This is a genomic window from Anabaena sp. 90 (assembly GCF_000312705.1).
Taxonomy (GTDB): domain Bacteria; phylum Cyanobacteriota; class Cyanobacteriia; order Cyanobacteriales; family Nostocaceae; genus Dolichospermum; species Dolichospermum lemmermannii.
Window position 1 is genome coordinate 3,931,653 of the sequence record NC_019427.1, and the last position, 16,258, is coordinate 3,947,910.

The window sequence follows — 16,258 nt, forward strand, 5'->3', positions numbered from 1 at the left end:
AATGCTGGTCAATTCATAATTTAGTCATTAGGCTAAATTTTATGTATTTATTGAGTTAAATTTTCTCCATGTGATACTGCAATGCTAAAAGCGTAGCATTATCAGATGCACCACGCTCAAGTACCTTATCAATAGTGTGGTCAACACCAGACTGTAAATCTTGATGTGTATTTTGATGTGTACCAAAAATTTCAGCTAATTCATTTGTAGGAACTAAATCCCAAACTCCATCAGAACAAAGTAGCAAGATATCTCCATTTTCTAAATTGATTGATAATTCCTCGGTTGTATTTTTTAAATTCTGCACATAGCCATCACTTAATCTCCGTTTTGAACCAATAGATTTAGTTAGTATATTTCTATCTGGATGTTCTAAACTTTCTTCTTGTGTAATTTCTCCACTAGCAACTAATAAAGCAACAAGAGAATGGTCTTCACTGATTTGGCGAATTTCTTCTTTTCGTAGTAAATAAATACGGCTATCTCCTACATGAGCTATCATTAATTGTTTGGCAATAGCTAAAATTACACTGAGTGTAGTTCCCCCATCTTTAACTGTATTTGCTACAGATTCGTTAGCTTTTTGAAATGATGTAATTAACCATTCATTCCGTTGTTCTGCGGTTTTAAAATTGGTAGGTATAGGTTCTTCTAAAATTGTTTGTACAGCTATTTTACTGGCTAATTCACCCTGCGCCATACCACCCATACCATCAGCAACTACTCCCAATATCATTGTTTCTGTATTGCTTAGTTGCTGTTGTCTCACTCCATAATTGTCTTCATTTTGTAGTCGTTTAGTTGACAATCCTACAGTCGAAGCACTAGCAACTTGCCACTGAATTTTCGGTGTACTAAGTGCTTGACGAGTTTCAACTAAGTTTGCTAACAGTTGGGAGAGAGGAAATCTTTCTTCAGGAATGGGAGATAGACTAATTTTGAGAATTTGATAAATCCGAGGAATCGGGTTAATTTTGATATCTATTGACTGTTCTAATTGTATAGGTTGTTTATGAATAGCATGATATAGCAATGCAGCAACTGTATAACTACTCATCAATTCATTGACGGGATTTTTGTTATAGGCTAATTCGGGAGCGCAATAATCTCCTAATAAGCCATTAAGAAGAGTTTCACCTATGGGGTAAGCGCTGGTGAGATCAAAAAACTGGATGGGAGTTGTCATTTCAATGAGTTGAGGCAGAACGGAAACAAGACACCAGTTTTGTTGATGCACATAGCGCAAAAATTGACATACTTGGCTTGCTAAAAATATAGATTCTTCTAAGGAATGTTCTGGTTTTAGCCAAGTTTCTAAAGTCTTTGTTTCATCAGGCAAGTAATTAAGTAAAAGCAGTTTTTGTGTAGATGAGTTAGCAGTAATTTCCTGCTCTTCATAATATTCTTCTTCTAAATAGTCTGATTCATTATCTATATCACTAGATGTAGTTAATAATTCTGGTGCAGATGAATCAGTATTTTCTTCTGGAATATTTGCCTCTATCTCATGTTCATGATTTTCTTGATCAGACTCTATTTCATGTTCTTGTTTTTCAAGATTGGGTAAATTTTCGCTGTCAGGTGAATGAAGATTAATAATTGCAGAATCAACTGTAGTTTGAGCGAGAAGGGGGGCAACTAATTTATAATCAGCGAGCGCTTCTCTTAGTTTTAGTTCTCGGCTAAGTCCACCTTCAACTGAGCCTATTCGTAGTAAGCCTAATTTACTAGATGTGATGTTAGTATCTGTTGGTAAAATGTTGACTTGAAAATAGTAGACATCCGCCGTGAATTGTCCTAGATATGCTAATATCTCTACTTGAAAATTCTCTATTGATAAACTGCTATTTTTTTGGATTACTAAACTGTTAATTGTGTCATTAGAAGGTAAGTTCATATCGGTTGGGAATTAAAAATTAACTAACAGGATTTATACGTTTTTGCTTGTAGATTTGGATAGAGTGGGGTTTTGCAGATGCGTAAACCTACTCCATCCAGTAATGTTTTCCTAAGTTTTATGAAGCTTAGGGACTTTGGAAAAGAAACCGGACTTTACCAAAGGCAATTTCATCTCCTGAATTTAATGTTTGAGGTACAGTAATTCTGGCTGCAAAGCGGGTTTGACCAGAAGGTTTGATGAAAATACCGTTTGTAGAACCAAGATCCTTAATTTTCCAAACTCCCCCTTCTTGGTAGACTTCTGCATGATTACGTGAAACTGTGTCACCACCGGAGAATGGCTCTAAATCAATATCAACAGGTCCCATATCTGGGTCAAATATGCCAACAATACTATTGCTCTCTAGAGAAAATTCTGGCACGGGAGGATTTGGTTGTTTAGCAATAAGTCTGGCTGTTGTGGCTGTACTTGGAAAGGGAGGTGGAGTGGGGATTGGAGCAGGGGGTGGAGTAGGTGTTGGAGTAGGATAGTTGGGTTGGGGTATTTGTGGTGGTGGAGTTTGTGGTTGGATAATTGTGGGATCTTGTGGAGAGGCAATCACAGTTGCTGCTAATTCCTGTAATTCTGAACCACACGCTTCACAGAATTCTGCACTATCTTGATTTTCATAGCCACAAGCTGAACAAATAATCATTGATATAGCTCCTTAGTTTGTAAGTAGGATTGTAGAAAAATTCGGGTTATCAGTTCTCAATTCAAAGGGATATAATTTTCAAGTTCCTGTTAGTTTACGCATTTCTTCCTCTGAAAACTGATCGTTAACATCGCTACCCATTTTGACGGTTTTACCTTTAGCTCCCATCTTGACAGTTTTACGAGTTCCGTCGGAAATTTTACGGGTTTTACGTAATTCGTCTTGTGCGCCATTTAAAGATGCCGTCATTTCATCATTACCAAGTCTGACTGTCATCCGGCGTGCTGTTTCTAGCAGTTCTTCGGCTTTTTGAGGGTTACGTTCAGCAATTTTTGTTGCTTGGCCAACGAGGTTGGAAATATTGCATTGTTGCAGATAATCCATTACTTCTTGATTGACTTGTGCTGCACCTCCCTGTCCTGCTATAAATTGGACGACTAAATTTTGTGGGGGAAATTCACCCCGGATTTTTTGTCCTGGGACATCATAGGTTAAGCCGAGTTGAGCTAGACGAACACGGGATGCAGGACGACTGTCCATGCTAAATTCAAGGATGAAGATGGTTTCATCATTGGCGGCTGCATTACCGATGGGATAAGGTGGTTGAGTGAAGGGGAATTCTGCTTGAGTAGGATAAGCTCGAACGATGCGGGTGAGTTCTACACCTTGAACGGCTTTAACTCTTAAAGCTAAGTTGGTGATAACTTCTTGTTGTGCTTGACTGTATTCTTCTATGATTTTTTCGGGCAGATCTAGAATGGAAACTTGAGGACCTTGAGCCTGTCCAGGAACGACATATAAAAGGCTTCCTCCCGTTGAATCACTGAGATGGGTTAGTAAGTCTTCGTTAAATTCTTCTCCAACTCCTAAAGCAGTGATGGGAATATTTTTAGCTGCGAATTCTGAGGCGATCGCTCGACATTGATCTTCGTCAATTGTTGCTCCATCCGTAAATAGTAGGGTACGCCGCACAGTCATATCTTGGTTGCCCAGCGCATTTAAAGCACAGTCCAAACCTAAACCCATACAAGTACCACCTCCAAAGCCTCGGAGTTTGGTGATCGCATTTTCTAATTGGCTGACTTGAGTTGCACTGGTCAAACCGATAATCTGAGAAGCTGTCTCACTAAACTGGATAATGGCAATGCGATCGCTTGCTCCTAGTCGGCCAGAACGTACTAGAGCTAACAAAGATTCAATCACAATGTCAATTTTTGATTTACCCCCTGTTACCTCATTATATACATTGCCATCTTGAACAAAAGTATTACCAGTAGGAGTCACATTCCCAGCAACTACTTCATACATTGAACCACTGGTATCAATGACAAAAGCGAAGGTAGTGGGAGGACGAGTAGCTGCTACCTCTTTTGTCGGTCTTAGTTTCAACATCAGAAATAGTTTCTGAGCGTTTGTATCTGCTGGCATAAATTCCCGGTGGGGAGTAATACTAACATTTAATTCCTTAGCCATTGTAATAGTCCTTAATTAAGATAGTTGACGGCGGAAACAAAGAGTAAAAGGAAAGGGCAAGGATTTGGGTTTCACCTTTACTTTTATGAAAAATTTAACGGAGGAAACATTCCTATTTGTGGTTCTATTCCCGATAAGTTGGGACTAATTATGGTGGGAATGTCTTGATTGCCTTGTTCATTTAATTGCTCAAGATTGGATTCAATTAATAAAGGTAAATTGAGTGTCAGATTACTATCTCTATAACCTTCTCGGATATCTTGTATCCAAGTCTGGATAATTTGGTTAAGATGATTATCTTTAATGGCACATGAGCTTTTATTCTGTAGTGTATTTCGGAGACTCTCGCGTATTTCTTGAGTAAAAACTTTTTCGGGAAAGTTTTCTTGTTGGGCAGTTAAATCTAAAGCATAACTATATTCATCATTAGTACCTTTTAGCTTGAGAGAAAATGAATATTTCACCATGATATTGTTTATTAGAGCATAATTAACCTAAAATCCTAAATTATTTATGATTACTATCAAAATGTACCCTAATTGTAGTTTATGTATATGATATTTTTTCAAGTTGGTTTCTGATTGGTTCTAGATTTGACTTCAATAGTAATTCTCCCTAAAGTCCGCTTATTGCCAACTTTAAGCTCTTGGATAGTTTTTTTCATATTTTTTTGTGCTGCATACTCTTGATCAAAATTCATCATAATTTTTTCCCCCTCTTTGTAAATTTTTGCAGTAATGGGAGTGAATCCTTCGGACGCGTTTAAGGGGATGTTAGCTTCACGGGAACTACCTATTAAAAAGGGTTTCGTTCCTAATAAATATTGTGTCTGTTCTGTTGGTGTCCAATGCACTAGTAAATAAGGTTCTTCATTCAACTGTTCTTGTTCTGCAAAAGCAATCATCCAGCCAATACAAAAGCCCAGGATAGCTGCACCTGATAAACGACCAGGAATATCACCAAAAACACCAGCCGTAACTAGAAAACCTATAGCCCCGATTACACCACCAACAGAGCCACCAAATAAGGCTTTAGTTAGTTGGAGATTGGGGACAAAAAAGCGTGTTCCACCTCCTACTAATATGCCTAAAATTGCCCAACCGATGATTCTGCCTATAAGTTCTAAGATGGAGAGAACAGAAATAGGCAAAAATAGCAGTTGACCAAAGACTAATACTCCTATCCCTGCGACCCAACCAAAAGTAGAACCAGCCAATACTTGAATACAAATACCAAAGACAATTGCTCCAGCTATCCGGCCGAATAAATCACCTAAAATACCAGCAGTAATTACCCAAGCACCAGCACCTAATGCACCACTAATACCACCAGCAACTATGGCTTTGGGTAGGTTGAGTTTTTTAAGTTTAGGTATAGTGAAGGAAATAATTCCTGTTAAAACGGCACTGGCGACTGACCAGTGCATGATACCTTCAACTATGATAGGTATGGGAATATTAGTAAGAGGAACAAAGAGTAATTGACCTGCACCTCCAGCAACCATACCTGCGGCGAGGCTACCAAGAGTGCTAATACTACCTTCACGGAGTGTTAAGAGGGGAAGGTGCATATAGGAGTTTTGTCCCATAATCAGGGCTAGTGATATGCCCATTGCTAGAAAGGCAGTCCAGCCACCAATTCGTAAAGAGGAATATACTACTCCGTAATCTCCTGTGGGACTAGATTCTACTAATTGTTTATAAATTGCGGCTTCAGCGTTGCGGAAGGCTTGATCGAATTGACCAGAATTAGCATAGAATACCAGGCTGGGATCGCCTGTTAGTTGTGCCAAATAATTTACGTCAGCACCATCAGTAGCAACGGCAATGAAGTTAATTCTTTGATTTCTGGCAGAGTTGGCTGATAACTGAGCAATACTGGGAGAATTTGGTACGCCATCGGTAAATAACAAGATGTTGCGACGTAAGTTGGTAGATTGTAATTCTCCAACAGCTTTGTCTATACCTTCAGCCATCGGAGTACCACCATTTTCTGATAGGGATGCGATCGCATTTGTTAATGTATTAGCATCACGAGTTAAGGGAGAAACCGTTTTAACTTCTAAACCAAAATTAACCACTGCTAATTGATCTTGATTGAGATTGCGACGTTGTACAAAGTTGGTAGCGGCGGATTTTACTTCTGTCAATTTGCCATCACTCATACTACCAGAAGTATCAATTAACAAAACAATTGCTTGGGGAGTTTTTTGTGTGGGTGGGGATGGTGTAAGTTTAGTAAGTGCTAACAATGGTTCTCCTAGTAATATTGCCGCTATCAAACAACCAATTGCACCATAAAGTCCAAAGAGTAAGGGTTTGTTTTGTCTTAAGTTTCTAAATATGTTTTGCATAATTTTCTAAGTTAATCAATTTTGAGTTCATTAATATTTATTTAGGGATTTCCAACTTCTGCCCAGACTCTGGTATATTCTTTATCAGAATTATTTTCTACAAAAGCTTCTACCCTAATAATTTCTAGTTTTTGTCCTGTTTTCAGAGGTTTACTAACTCTATCAGGTAGTTTAAATTTAGGTGGCTGTGGTATATTAGCTCGTAGATTTGTCGCAGACTTTAGTATTACAATTGCTCCAAGAGAAGGTACAACAGATGGGGTAATTGTTACTGGCTGAGTTTTGGAAGGTATTAATGGTTCTCCATAGGAAAAAGTTCCTAATTTATTATTAATAGAACCTAGCCAAATCCAGCCAATACCTTGAGATTTACTAGGAGTATAGTTACTGTTTACTGAAGATGATTTTTCGGTTTTAGTAACATTTGTATTTTTATTGTGTAAGCTCATTTCTAAGTTAAAACTAGTTGCTCCTTTAAGGGCAGCAATTTGTACAGTATACTTACCATTTTTAGGAATTATCATATTATTTAAAATTTGATTATCTGGTGAATACATCCAAATACAAATATTATCATCACCAGTTTTGTATTGAAATTCTTGTCCAGCAGTAGCTTCAAAAATATATGCAACAGATTTATTAGAACTAGCTTGACCTGATTCTTTAACTATTTGATTATTAAGTGAAATTTCTTTAACGTTATTAGCAGTCAGAACAACTGTAGACTTTTCAGGACAACCTGTTAAGGTTTTATATACTTCTTGGGATATTTGAGATTTACTGGTACAACCTAAAACAAAAACAACTAGGAATTGAAGAAGCAATAATCTTTGTACTGAATTTATCATAATTTTAATCTTTTGATTTATTATCATGTTTTTCATTTAACGGGATTTTTGATAATCACTTATTTTCCATACTCCATTATCATTTCTGAAATAGTATGTAGCATTAATTGTAAATGTTCCTGAACTTTCTTGATCAATGCCTTTAGGACTATGAAGATAAAGTTCTTCCAATACCTTTATGTTAATATATCCTTCTTTACCAGAATTAGAAAAATTCATCACATTGGTAATTTCTGATTTATTATATTTGTAATAAGAATCATACTTTTTGAGCCAAGCAACTGAACTATCAGGACTTGTTAGGCTTGAATACAATTTTCCTGTAGTTATTTGTTCAATTAAAGTTGTATCAAAAGGAGGTGCAAATATTTGGGGTTTGGCTTTATACCATCTTTTTACTATTTCTAATGCTACATCCTTAGTTAAAACAATATCTAATAATCTTATTTGTAAATCAAAATTTTTTGTACCTTTCGGTGCAGACACTTCAATAATATACTTTCCAGTTTTTGGTAATTTTCCTCCTGAAATAATTTGATTATCTGGACTATAAACCCAAGTACAAATATCAGGATTAGTTGATAAGCTAATTCTTTCCCCTGATTGGGCTGCAAATTTATAACCAATAGCTTTAGTAGAACTAGCTTGACCTGATTTAGTTAGTGTTTGATCATTTAGTGAAATTTCTTCAACATCTTTTTCACTCAGAACTACTGTAGGTTTTTCTGGACACTTTGCAGAAGCGGGAGACACTAATAAAGATGAACCTCGTAAAGCGTCACATCCAGAAATTGCTAAAAAAGTAAAACAGAGAATTAGTTTTTTCATATTGATAAATACCTGGTTGAGTTGAACATTAATTTATTGTTGCATCTAAGGTGATAATTTACGATCAAATAACCAACTATTAGAATCGTTACTCCATATCAAGTAGATACGATTTTTTGAATCTGGATAAGTTTTACCATCATTCTTTAAGTACCATAATTCTGCGTCTACTATAGCCATATCACCACGCTGTTTTACCTGTTTAATATTACCAATTTTGATTTCCCTAACACTATTCCACCATTGTTGATACTCCGAATAACTAGCAGATTCGTTTTTAAATCTAGCAGAAAGATGACTCCATGTTTCACTATATTGACGCTTGTTAAGCGAGATATAATGAGTTCTCACAAAATTTTCAGGATCTTGTCTGGTTGTCGTTGATACAGTTGATACATTGGTTTGTAGAGATGTTGAAGATGAAGCAAATAACGGTTGAGAAACATCTAAACCCATTTTCAATTCAAAGTTTCTTAACCCTTTAGGGGCTGTAACTTGAATAATATATTTACCCGTTTGAGATAAATCTTTACTGCTGATGATACTATTATCTGGTGCAAAAATCCAGACACAAATATCATCATTAGATTGGTAACTTAATTTTTGACCAGATTTCGCTGCAAATGTATACCCTAAATAGTGATCTGCTTTTGCTTGACCTGTTTCTGTGATAGTTTGAGATGAAAGCTGAATTGGTTTAACATCTTTACTCTCTAAAGAACCGCTAGGTCTATCTGGACAACCACTAGCTGGATTTTTTTGGTTATATCTTGATTAGTTGTATAGGAAAGCTTTTGACCTGACTTAGCTTCAAAGGTATATCCTAGTGATTTGTTACTGCTGACCATACCTGATTGTGTGATAGATTGAGTGCTGAAATCAATTGGTTTAACATTGTTAGATTCAAGAACTATTGTTGGTTGATTTGGACATGGAACAGGAGTTATTGCAGTGGTTGTTTTGTTTTGAGAACAAGCAGCAGTCACAAAGCAAATTAAAGTGGTAAGGGAAAGATTTTTACTTAGATGATTCATAACTTTAATTAATCCCTTAACGCTTCTTGTTTTAGATATTGTCCCCAAAAGTAAAATGGCAAAGCACCACCAAGTCCCATTGTTCCCAAAATACATCCAAGCATTATTAGTCGCGTTGGTAAAGGAAGCGATCGCCCAAAAACACCAATCCTGTAACTTTTTGGTTGTGACGTAACTGGTGTACCTCCTGGGGAACTCACTTCAACCTGGACATTGTGCTGCGAACCACGTTCTGGATTGGGTTCGGTATAGGTAATTTCGTACTCTCCTAATAAAGCATTCAGGAATAATTGCAAATTTTCTGCAATAGCTTCCGCATCTCCTGAAAATTCAGCAATCCCCCCAGTTAACTTGGCAATTTCCGCTAACCGCTTTTGATCCACAAACTCCTCTTCAGGAACTTTTTTAGCACCTTTACCAATATCAGCACGAGTAGCTGATTTTCCAAGTTTATATTTTTGACCTAATTGTTGTGGTGTTAAACCATAACCCAAGGTATGTACAGTGATATTAGTATTGCGTTTAAGTAAAGTGCTGAGAGTTTGAAAATCTTTTTCTTCATTGGCTTTATTGTGATAACCATCTGACAGCAAAATAATTGAGAGTCTAGGCTGTGGTTCTGAGGAATCTTCTGGTAGATAAAAACGAGTGTCTTTAGTATTAGCTAAAAATCTGACTGCTTTAGTCAGAGGCTCGTATAAATCCGTAGAAGCACAAGGTCTTAAACCTGCAAGATAGTCGAGATTATTTTGTAATTTGACATCTCTAGCCAGAAAAAATTTATCGAGAGTGTCTTTATTAATGGGAAAACCTCCACATTTAGCACCAGGTTCACCAAAAGGAACTATAGCTATCTGAGTTTGACCACCTCGTTCACTGGAAATTTTCGTGAATTTACGAATAGCGTTAATTGCGCCAACAATTTTTTTACCACCTCTACTATCTGGCTGATCCATACTCCCACTAAAATCTAGTAGGACTACAATCCAAGCTGGTGGAGGTACACTTTCTTCAGGGCTTTTCCAGTCTTGATTTTTAAATGTAACTTCTTTGTTATCTACTTTTAATTTAAAGTCCGTATCTTGTAGACCCATTACAGGTCTATCTTCTTTACTTTTAACCTTGATTCTCACATTTATTTGGTCATCAGTAACTTTAGGATTACCCACAATTTCTGCAACTTTTGCCTGTCCAAAACTGGGAGAAGCTAGAGTAACTAACATCAAAACTGACAAACTAAGCTTGTGGGTCAAGGAAGCGATTGTAGTAAACAAAACGATAGATTTTTGGTTCTTTAATGCCATCTTTTTTCTCCGAGTAAAATGTCAAAACGTAATTATGTTTTAAGCGACGAATATCATCGCCAGAAGTCAAACGTTCACCGTTGACTTCAATACAGTTAAAAGCTACGCGATTTGGTTTTAGTATTGCATCACGATTTTTTAACTCTAAATCGGCAACGTGCAGGGGTAATCCAGGAATATAAATATTTGCCTTTTTGACGGCAGAACCAATTCTAACTGTACCAGTTCCAGGTAATTGAATTGATAAACCTTCTTCAATTTCATAAGCATCACCATTATTGACAAATTTGAGTATGGATTTATCAATACAGGGGGAACTTTTATTAACAGGTTGTAGATTTGGATCAATATCCTCGTAGTTTTCTCCTGTGTACTCAAAGCCAGTACCAGCCCTCAAAGCACCTAAATAACTAGGTGAATTGGTGATGCTAAATGTTAAACCTAACAACAACCCTAAAATAGAAAAACCTAAAGGATCTTCAACACCTTTAAATTCTGCTGGCATTGCTCCTAATGTAGTACGAATAAGTTCAAAAATTGCCGCAGCAAATAAACTCGCTGTACTAGCACCAAGAACACTAACTTTGAACCTCTGCCAAAAGCGTTTGGGGTCGCCGGCTTCCATACTATGCCACCGCCAAGTTAACCCTTCTGCAAGACCAACTGAAGCCCCAATTAAAAGCCAACCAATGATTCTGACAATTGGGGTAGGAAAGCGAATTTGTGGCAAGAACAGAATTTGGGATATCCCACCAGAAATTAAACCTGCTAAAGTTCCTAAACCTACGGCTATTAGTAAGGGAGTTTTAGCAATACGCCAACTGAGTTTAGGTCTTGTGGGGTTACTGATAAATATTTCATTCATCACCATTCCACAAGCGAGAGAGATAGCAATACAGGGAAATAGGGTAACTTCTGGAAATTCTTTGAATAGCCCTATATCGGTAAGGAAAAATTGTCCAATGTTCCAGCCAATTAAGGCTGATGATAAGCCGGCTAATATGTAAAGGTAGATTCTCATAATCTGTTGATTTATTGAGTAAAGTTATCGGATAGGAGGTGGACTTGATAGTAAACCTAATTTATTTTTTACATCTTCCTCTAATTTTGTAGCTCTAATTTATTTTTTACATCTTCCTCTAATTTTGTAGCTGTTTTTCCTTTTGGAATTATAATTCCATCCCAGTAAGATTTATTGTTAGGGAATTGGGATTTTTGATATTCATATATTGCATATACAAAATTATCTGTGTCTTTTCCAGCAGATGGTTTTGCGTTATCATAATTAACATATTTTTCTACATTGAGAACAACTTTTATTTTTTGAATAATTTCTTTGCGATTAGTTGGTTTTTTGCTTTGTGCCTTCTCTTCCTTGTTAATATTTATAATTATTTCATCAATTGCTTTTCTAGTTCTCTCAAAGTCTTGACTTCCGTTGATTTTCCAATTATGGGAACTTGATTTTTCTATAGCTGCTGTTGTATTAACTCCTACTGACTCAGCACCACCATTATTTGAAGATTGTGATCTCCTCTCTAAAAGTACGCCACCTGTAAAAGATAAGATTGATAAGAAAATTGACAAAATAACAACAACTTGAATTGGCACAATATACCTCCAGTAAAACAAATAATAGATAATTTCTTCCAGAAAAGTAACTTCTCTATTCAACCGCAGTCCTATAAAATCAAGGACATAATTATTATCGCTATTTGGAAGTCTTTCAAATATTTTCTTAGGCACTATGTCCTGACTCACTTGGTAGAAGTAAGCAGAAAGTGGATATTCTTGCAAACTCTCAAATAATTTAGCAAAAGAAGCATATTCTTCTTGTTTATGATGACTATAACTTGAATATATGAATTTTTTGGAGTTATTTAAACTTTCCCAAGTCTGAGGATCGCATTTACAAAAATCAGATGGAATAATTGTTTTATCCTTGAGGCTATTAACAATTAACTTTAAATCGTACAAAATATCATTGATAAATTCTTGATAACAAGCTGCCCAAGCACTGTCATTACTTTTTAACAGCCATCGAATAGATTCTGGCGTAATTATTGATGATTGCTTTAACAGTTCTGGTAAGATAGATTTGATACTATTTGCTAGTTTGTCTTGAGGTAAATTCCGGCGAATACTGTTTTGAAATTCCAGAGAAACAGTTTGATTATCATCAGGTTTTTGACCAGGTTTGATATTTAACCAACCCAAAAACTCTAACATTGTCTCTGGAATTACAACTGCTCTTAAAGTTATTAATCTCACCATTTGGGGGCTATATATTTTCTGAGCAATAGCTGTTTTAGCTCCTTGTCCATCAAATAGAGTGTGCCAATATGCTGAGGTGATTTGTTTATTTGCTAAAGCATCTGCAATTATTTTTATATTTTCCGGTTTGACCTGGGAACTATTCATCAAGCCCCGAATCGCTGATTTAAGAGCCTCTTCATCTGTAAGAACTGGTGCTAATATTTTTGGAGTGCTAGTAATGGCTTTTTGCAATATTTGATAAGCCCTGTCAGAAGCAGCTTGAATTACTAAAAACCGTTCTGGTTTTTCTAAAGCTTCTACATTAAACGCCCAAGAAATAGCTTGACCATTTTTATTAGCATTGTATTTTTTGAATGCTAAAGTATTCAGGGCTTGTAAATCGTATTGCTGCTGTGGAGTTAGCAATATTGGTTCAGGTGTATTTACAGGAATTGCTATAGCTTCTGCTGATGGCTTGCGAAATTGAGTAGAAGTTTCGTCAACATTACATAAATTAGGTTTCCCCATCTCTCTAACATCAAAGGGATTAAAAGTAAGAGGTGTTTCCTGACTCTCCCACCAAGCAAGTATTAGCCGCAGATTTTGATATCCCTCAGATCCCTGAGTGAGAAAATAACGGTACATAGAAGCACTACGTCCCTTTTCATCCCGTCCACGTGTAACTATGGCAATTACAGACCAGGTATCTTCTCCTGTTCCTAACACCCGACCAATAATTGCAGGTTGATCGCTGGAAGCACCTTCAGCAACAGCAAATTCTCGATTAGCAATAGATATCTCAACAGCATCAGGAATACGAACAATTGTGGCATTCATGTATTGTCCCGTGAACCCTAACGACACCCAACCACCGTCAGCAGTTTGCTGTGACCTAATACCGGTACTAAATTCGTGAATTTCAATGATTGATGAATTCATATACTTAACCCTTAATCTAATTCTCTATGGCGATCGCCTGTACATAACCAATAAATCGGAGCTACTAAGCCAAAAGGCCGCCAGCATTTTGGATCTTTGATGACCGCTGCTACACCATTACGACCACGACCTAGTAAGTTAACATTGGGTTCAGGATATTTATGTCCTAACATCCCAAAAGCCGAAGCGGTAAAATAGTTAACCCTACCTGCATCCTGTTGCCAAGCCTGTAACTTTTTACATACTTGAGGAAAGCAAGCCTCAGCTAGAAAATCTGGCTTGTGCCGATTAACCCATAACTCTGATTGTTCACACTTAGTTAGCACTAAGGCGATTTTTCTCGCTCCAACGTTAATATCTGTGCGATCAATAGCAGTTAAGAACTTATCTAAAGCTGTTGCATATTCAAAGTCTTTGCGTCTGCTGTTGCCATCAAGTAAAAACATGATTCCTGTCGCTTGCAAACAATCTTCAATGTAATCTTGTAGCATTGGATTACCTGATCGTTGCAGAAGATCACTAAAAAACTCTCCAGCATAATCTTTGCAACTGATATTGAGATTTACTAATTGTGAACCTATCGTAACTTTAGGATTTTTCCAAGAAAACTGTCCCTTGAGGGTAATTCTGAGAGTGTAATCCTTAACATCTGCTGCATTAGCATCTAGCGGAGTTGGCTCTAGTTGTAACCCTTGCTCTAATAAATTTTGCGCTTTACTAACTAGCTCCTCTCCTGCTTCACCTACAGGGGTGACAGTCTGGACTGGACTTTTAGGATCAGCATTAGGCCAGCGTGCTAGAGAGGCCATAAATGCCGTTTTTCCCGCACTGCGATCGCCTATGACTCTAATTACCGCACTACTTTGTATGGGTTCAGAAACAGAAGCAGCATATTTCTTGAATAAATCACGCATCATAACTCATCCTTTTACCTGTACTTAACCAATAGAGAGGGGAAATCAAACCGTAAGGTTGCCAACGATTTGCCTGTCGCAAAACGGAATTTTTACCATCAGTTCCCCATTCTTCAATTCGATTAGGTCGAGGGTCATTACGTCCCAACACCCCAAAAGTTGATATGGCGTAAAAATTCAAGTTTTTACGAGAAATTGCGTCTGTTAAAACCTTTTTAGTTTCTGGAAGATGAACATCAAATAAGTCAATTTCTGGTTCTAGACGACCAGGCCAAAGTTCCCCTCTTTCACACTTACTCATTACCACTGCCAGACGCAAATCATTAGTTCTCTCATGTTTATCCATTTGGTCAATAAAGCGTTTTAAAACTCGGCTGTAAGATTTATCAGTTCCATGTTTCCATTCCGTTAATAAAATCAAACAGCCACTGACATCTTTTGTTAAACATTCATCGAGAAATTCTTGATGTAGTGGATTTGATGAACCATATTCTAATTCATCAAAAATTTCTCCTGGATAATCTCTAACAGCTAATGTAAAATTTTCTTTAGCGAATCCCTTTTTAACTTCTATATTAAATGAGTAGACAGCTAAATCATCAATTGTTCTGACTTGAGTAATACTAGGTTCTAAAGAACCACCTTCAACAATAATGTTTTCAGCTTTGTCTGCTAACTTTCTCGTATCATCGTTGAGAGCCTGAACTTTAAAGTCTTTACTTTTCCGACTGGCTCTAGCTGGCTGATAGGCTAAAGCCGCTAAATAAGTAGTTTTACCAGAACTTCGTGGACCAATAACTCGAATGTTTCCCATATTTATCTTACCCTCACTATTTAGCTAAAAAACTACCTAGATATATCCAAGGAAGCTCTAATAAAGAGCGATTATGAATAGATGTAATAAAACAACGAACTGATAAACCAGAAATACTTTTATTAATTTGTTCTAACTGTGGTTGAATAGGTCGGAAATAACGTTGGAGACTATATAAATGGCGTTGTTGCCAATTCATTGAAGCACCATTGGGGTTATAAGCAAGTTTTGAGGCTTCCTCAACTAGATTACAAAACATATCAGCTTTATTTAAACAAATCACTATATGTCTGACTTTAGGACAGTCTTGACGGAAAAAATCTACCCAGCGATCAAACCTATTCGACCATTGTTGTTGACTCATAAATTGATCCACATCTACTCCTGACTGAAAATTTAACCCCCGATGAGGTGGGAGTATGAGCAAAATTCCTTCACTTTCGCGGATAGTTTGCAAAAATGTATTCCACTCAGTTTGATTATCCTGTTGCCAGCTTTTTCTCCATACTTCTCCTGGTGTATCTATCCAATCCACAAGGACTTGTTTATTACCTGTGGGTAGTCGGACTTGAATATCTAAGAACCGATCTAAGATGACTTCTGTTTGTGCAATAGTGCCAGAAATTTCATCAAACCGGAGATTGGACTTCAGAAAATCGTAGTCCTGGTTAATCACATTGACATACTCATTTTTTGGGTTAGCTAACTCCATTGCTAAGTGTGTTTTTCCAGTAGAGCGATCGCCTATATAAACTACTCCCACAATCCTTACCTTTTGCTATGCCTATAAATAATACACGATTAACCTTGTACAAATCACATAAAGATTAGGTAAATTTTTGAGACACAAAGTTAAGTTCTATGTGTTTTTGTAACACTTTTTTCAGTAAATAGACTTAAT

15 protein-coding genes are annotated in these 16,258 nt (G+C 36.8%); all 15 read right to left on the bottom strand.

Annotated elements, in window-relative coordinates; all coding sequences use genetic code 11:
• Positions 1-55: 55 nt before the first annotated feature.
• Positions 56-1,897 carry a PP2C family protein-serine/threonine phosphatase gene (locus tag ANA_RS17055; protein WP_015081261.1) on the bottom strand — a complete coding sequence of 614 codons (1,842 nt, stop codon included), beginning with the start codon at positions 1,895-1,897 and terminating at the stop codon, positions 56-58.
• Positions 1,898-2,024: 127 nt separating this feature from the next.
• Entirely contained in the window at positions 2,025-2,594 is a 570-nt protein-coding gene (locus tag ANA_RS17060; protein ID WP_015081262.1) for an FHA domain-containing protein, read from the bottom strand.
• Between the two features lie 78 nt (positions 2,595-2,672).
• Positions 2,673-4,067, bottom strand: coding sequence for a vWA domain-containing protein (locus tag ANA_RS17065; protein WP_015081263.1), 1,395 nt, complete (start codon positions 4,065-4,067; stop codon positions 2,673-2,675).
• A gap of 83 nt (positions 4,068-4,150) precedes the next feature.
• A complete protein-coding gene (locus ANA_RS17070) occupies positions 4,151-4,534 on the bottom strand; it encodes a hypothetical protein (RefSeq protein ID WP_015081264.1) in 384 nt (127 codons plus the stop codon).
• Between the two features lie 98 nt (positions 4,535-4,632).
• Positions 4,633-6,420, bottom strand: coding sequence for a VWA domain-containing protein (locus tag ANA_RS17075; RefSeq protein ID WP_015081265.1), 1,788 nt, complete (start codon positions 6,418-6,420; stop codon positions 4,633-4,635).
• Between the two features lie 41 nt (positions 6,421-6,461).
• Entirely contained in the window at positions 6,462-7,304 is an 843-nt protein-coding gene (locus ANA_RS23710; RefSeq protein WP_015081266.1) for a hypothetical protein, read from the bottom strand.
• Positions 7,305-8,096: an ARC6/PARC6 family protein gene (locus ANA_RS17085; protein ID WP_015081267.1), complete on the bottom strand. Its 792-nt coding sequence runs from the start codon at positions 8,094-8,096 to the stop codon at positions 7,305-7,307. It abuts the gene before it with no gap.
• A gap of 45 nt (positions 8,097-8,141) precedes the next feature.
• Entirely contained in the window at positions 8,142-8,552 is a 411-nt protein-coding gene (locus ANA_RS26125; RefSeq protein ID WP_051155213.1) for a hypothetical protein, read from the bottom strand.
• A gap of 257 nt (positions 8,553-8,809) precedes the next feature.
• Positions 8,810-9,130: a hypothetical protein gene (locus ANA_RS26130; RefSeq protein ID WP_051155214.1), complete on the bottom strand. Its 321-nt coding sequence runs from the start codon at positions 9,128-9,130 to the stop codon at positions 8,810-8,812.
• 8 nt (positions 9,131-9,138) lie between these two features.
• Positions 9,139-10,383: a vWA domain-containing protein gene (locus tag ANA_RS17095; protein ID WP_235081882.1), complete on the bottom strand. Its 1,245-nt coding sequence runs from the start codon at positions 10,381-10,383 to the stop codon at positions 9,139-9,141.
• Entirely contained in the window at positions 10,367-11,455 is a 1,089-nt protein-coding gene (locus tag ANA_RS17100; RefSeq protein ID WP_015081269.1) for a hypothetical protein, read from the bottom strand. Before ANA_RS17100 ends, ANA_RS17095 begins: the two co-directional genes overlap by 17 nt.
• An 80-nt stretch (positions 11,456-11,535) precedes the next feature.
• A complete protein-coding gene (locus ANA_RS17105; protein ID WP_015081270.1) occupies positions 11,536-13,629 on the bottom strand; it encodes a hypothetical protein in 2,094 nt (697 codons plus the stop codon).
• Between the two features lie 11 nt (positions 13,630-13,640).
• Positions 13,641-14,546 (bottom strand): hypothetical protein, encoded by a 906-nt coding sequence (locus ANA_RS17110; protein ID WP_015081271.1) that lies wholly within the window; start codon positions 14,544-14,546, stop codon positions 13,641-13,643.
• Complete coding sequence (locus ANA_RS17115) at positions 14,536-15,357, bottom strand: TRAFAC clade GTPase domain-containing protein (protein ID WP_015081272.1); 822 nt, start codon at positions 15,355-15,357, stop codon at positions 14,536-14,538. The genes ANA_RS17110 and ANA_RS17115 overlap by 11 nt, the downstream gene beginning before the upstream one ends.
• 16 nt (positions 15,358-15,373) lie before the next feature.
• Positions 15,374-16,120 (bottom strand): hypothetical protein, encoded by a 747-nt coding sequence (locus ANA_RS17120; RefSeq protein ID WP_015081273.1) that lies wholly within the window; start codon positions 16,118-16,120, stop codon positions 15,374-15,376.
• Positions 16,121-16,258: the final 138 nt, after the last annotated feature.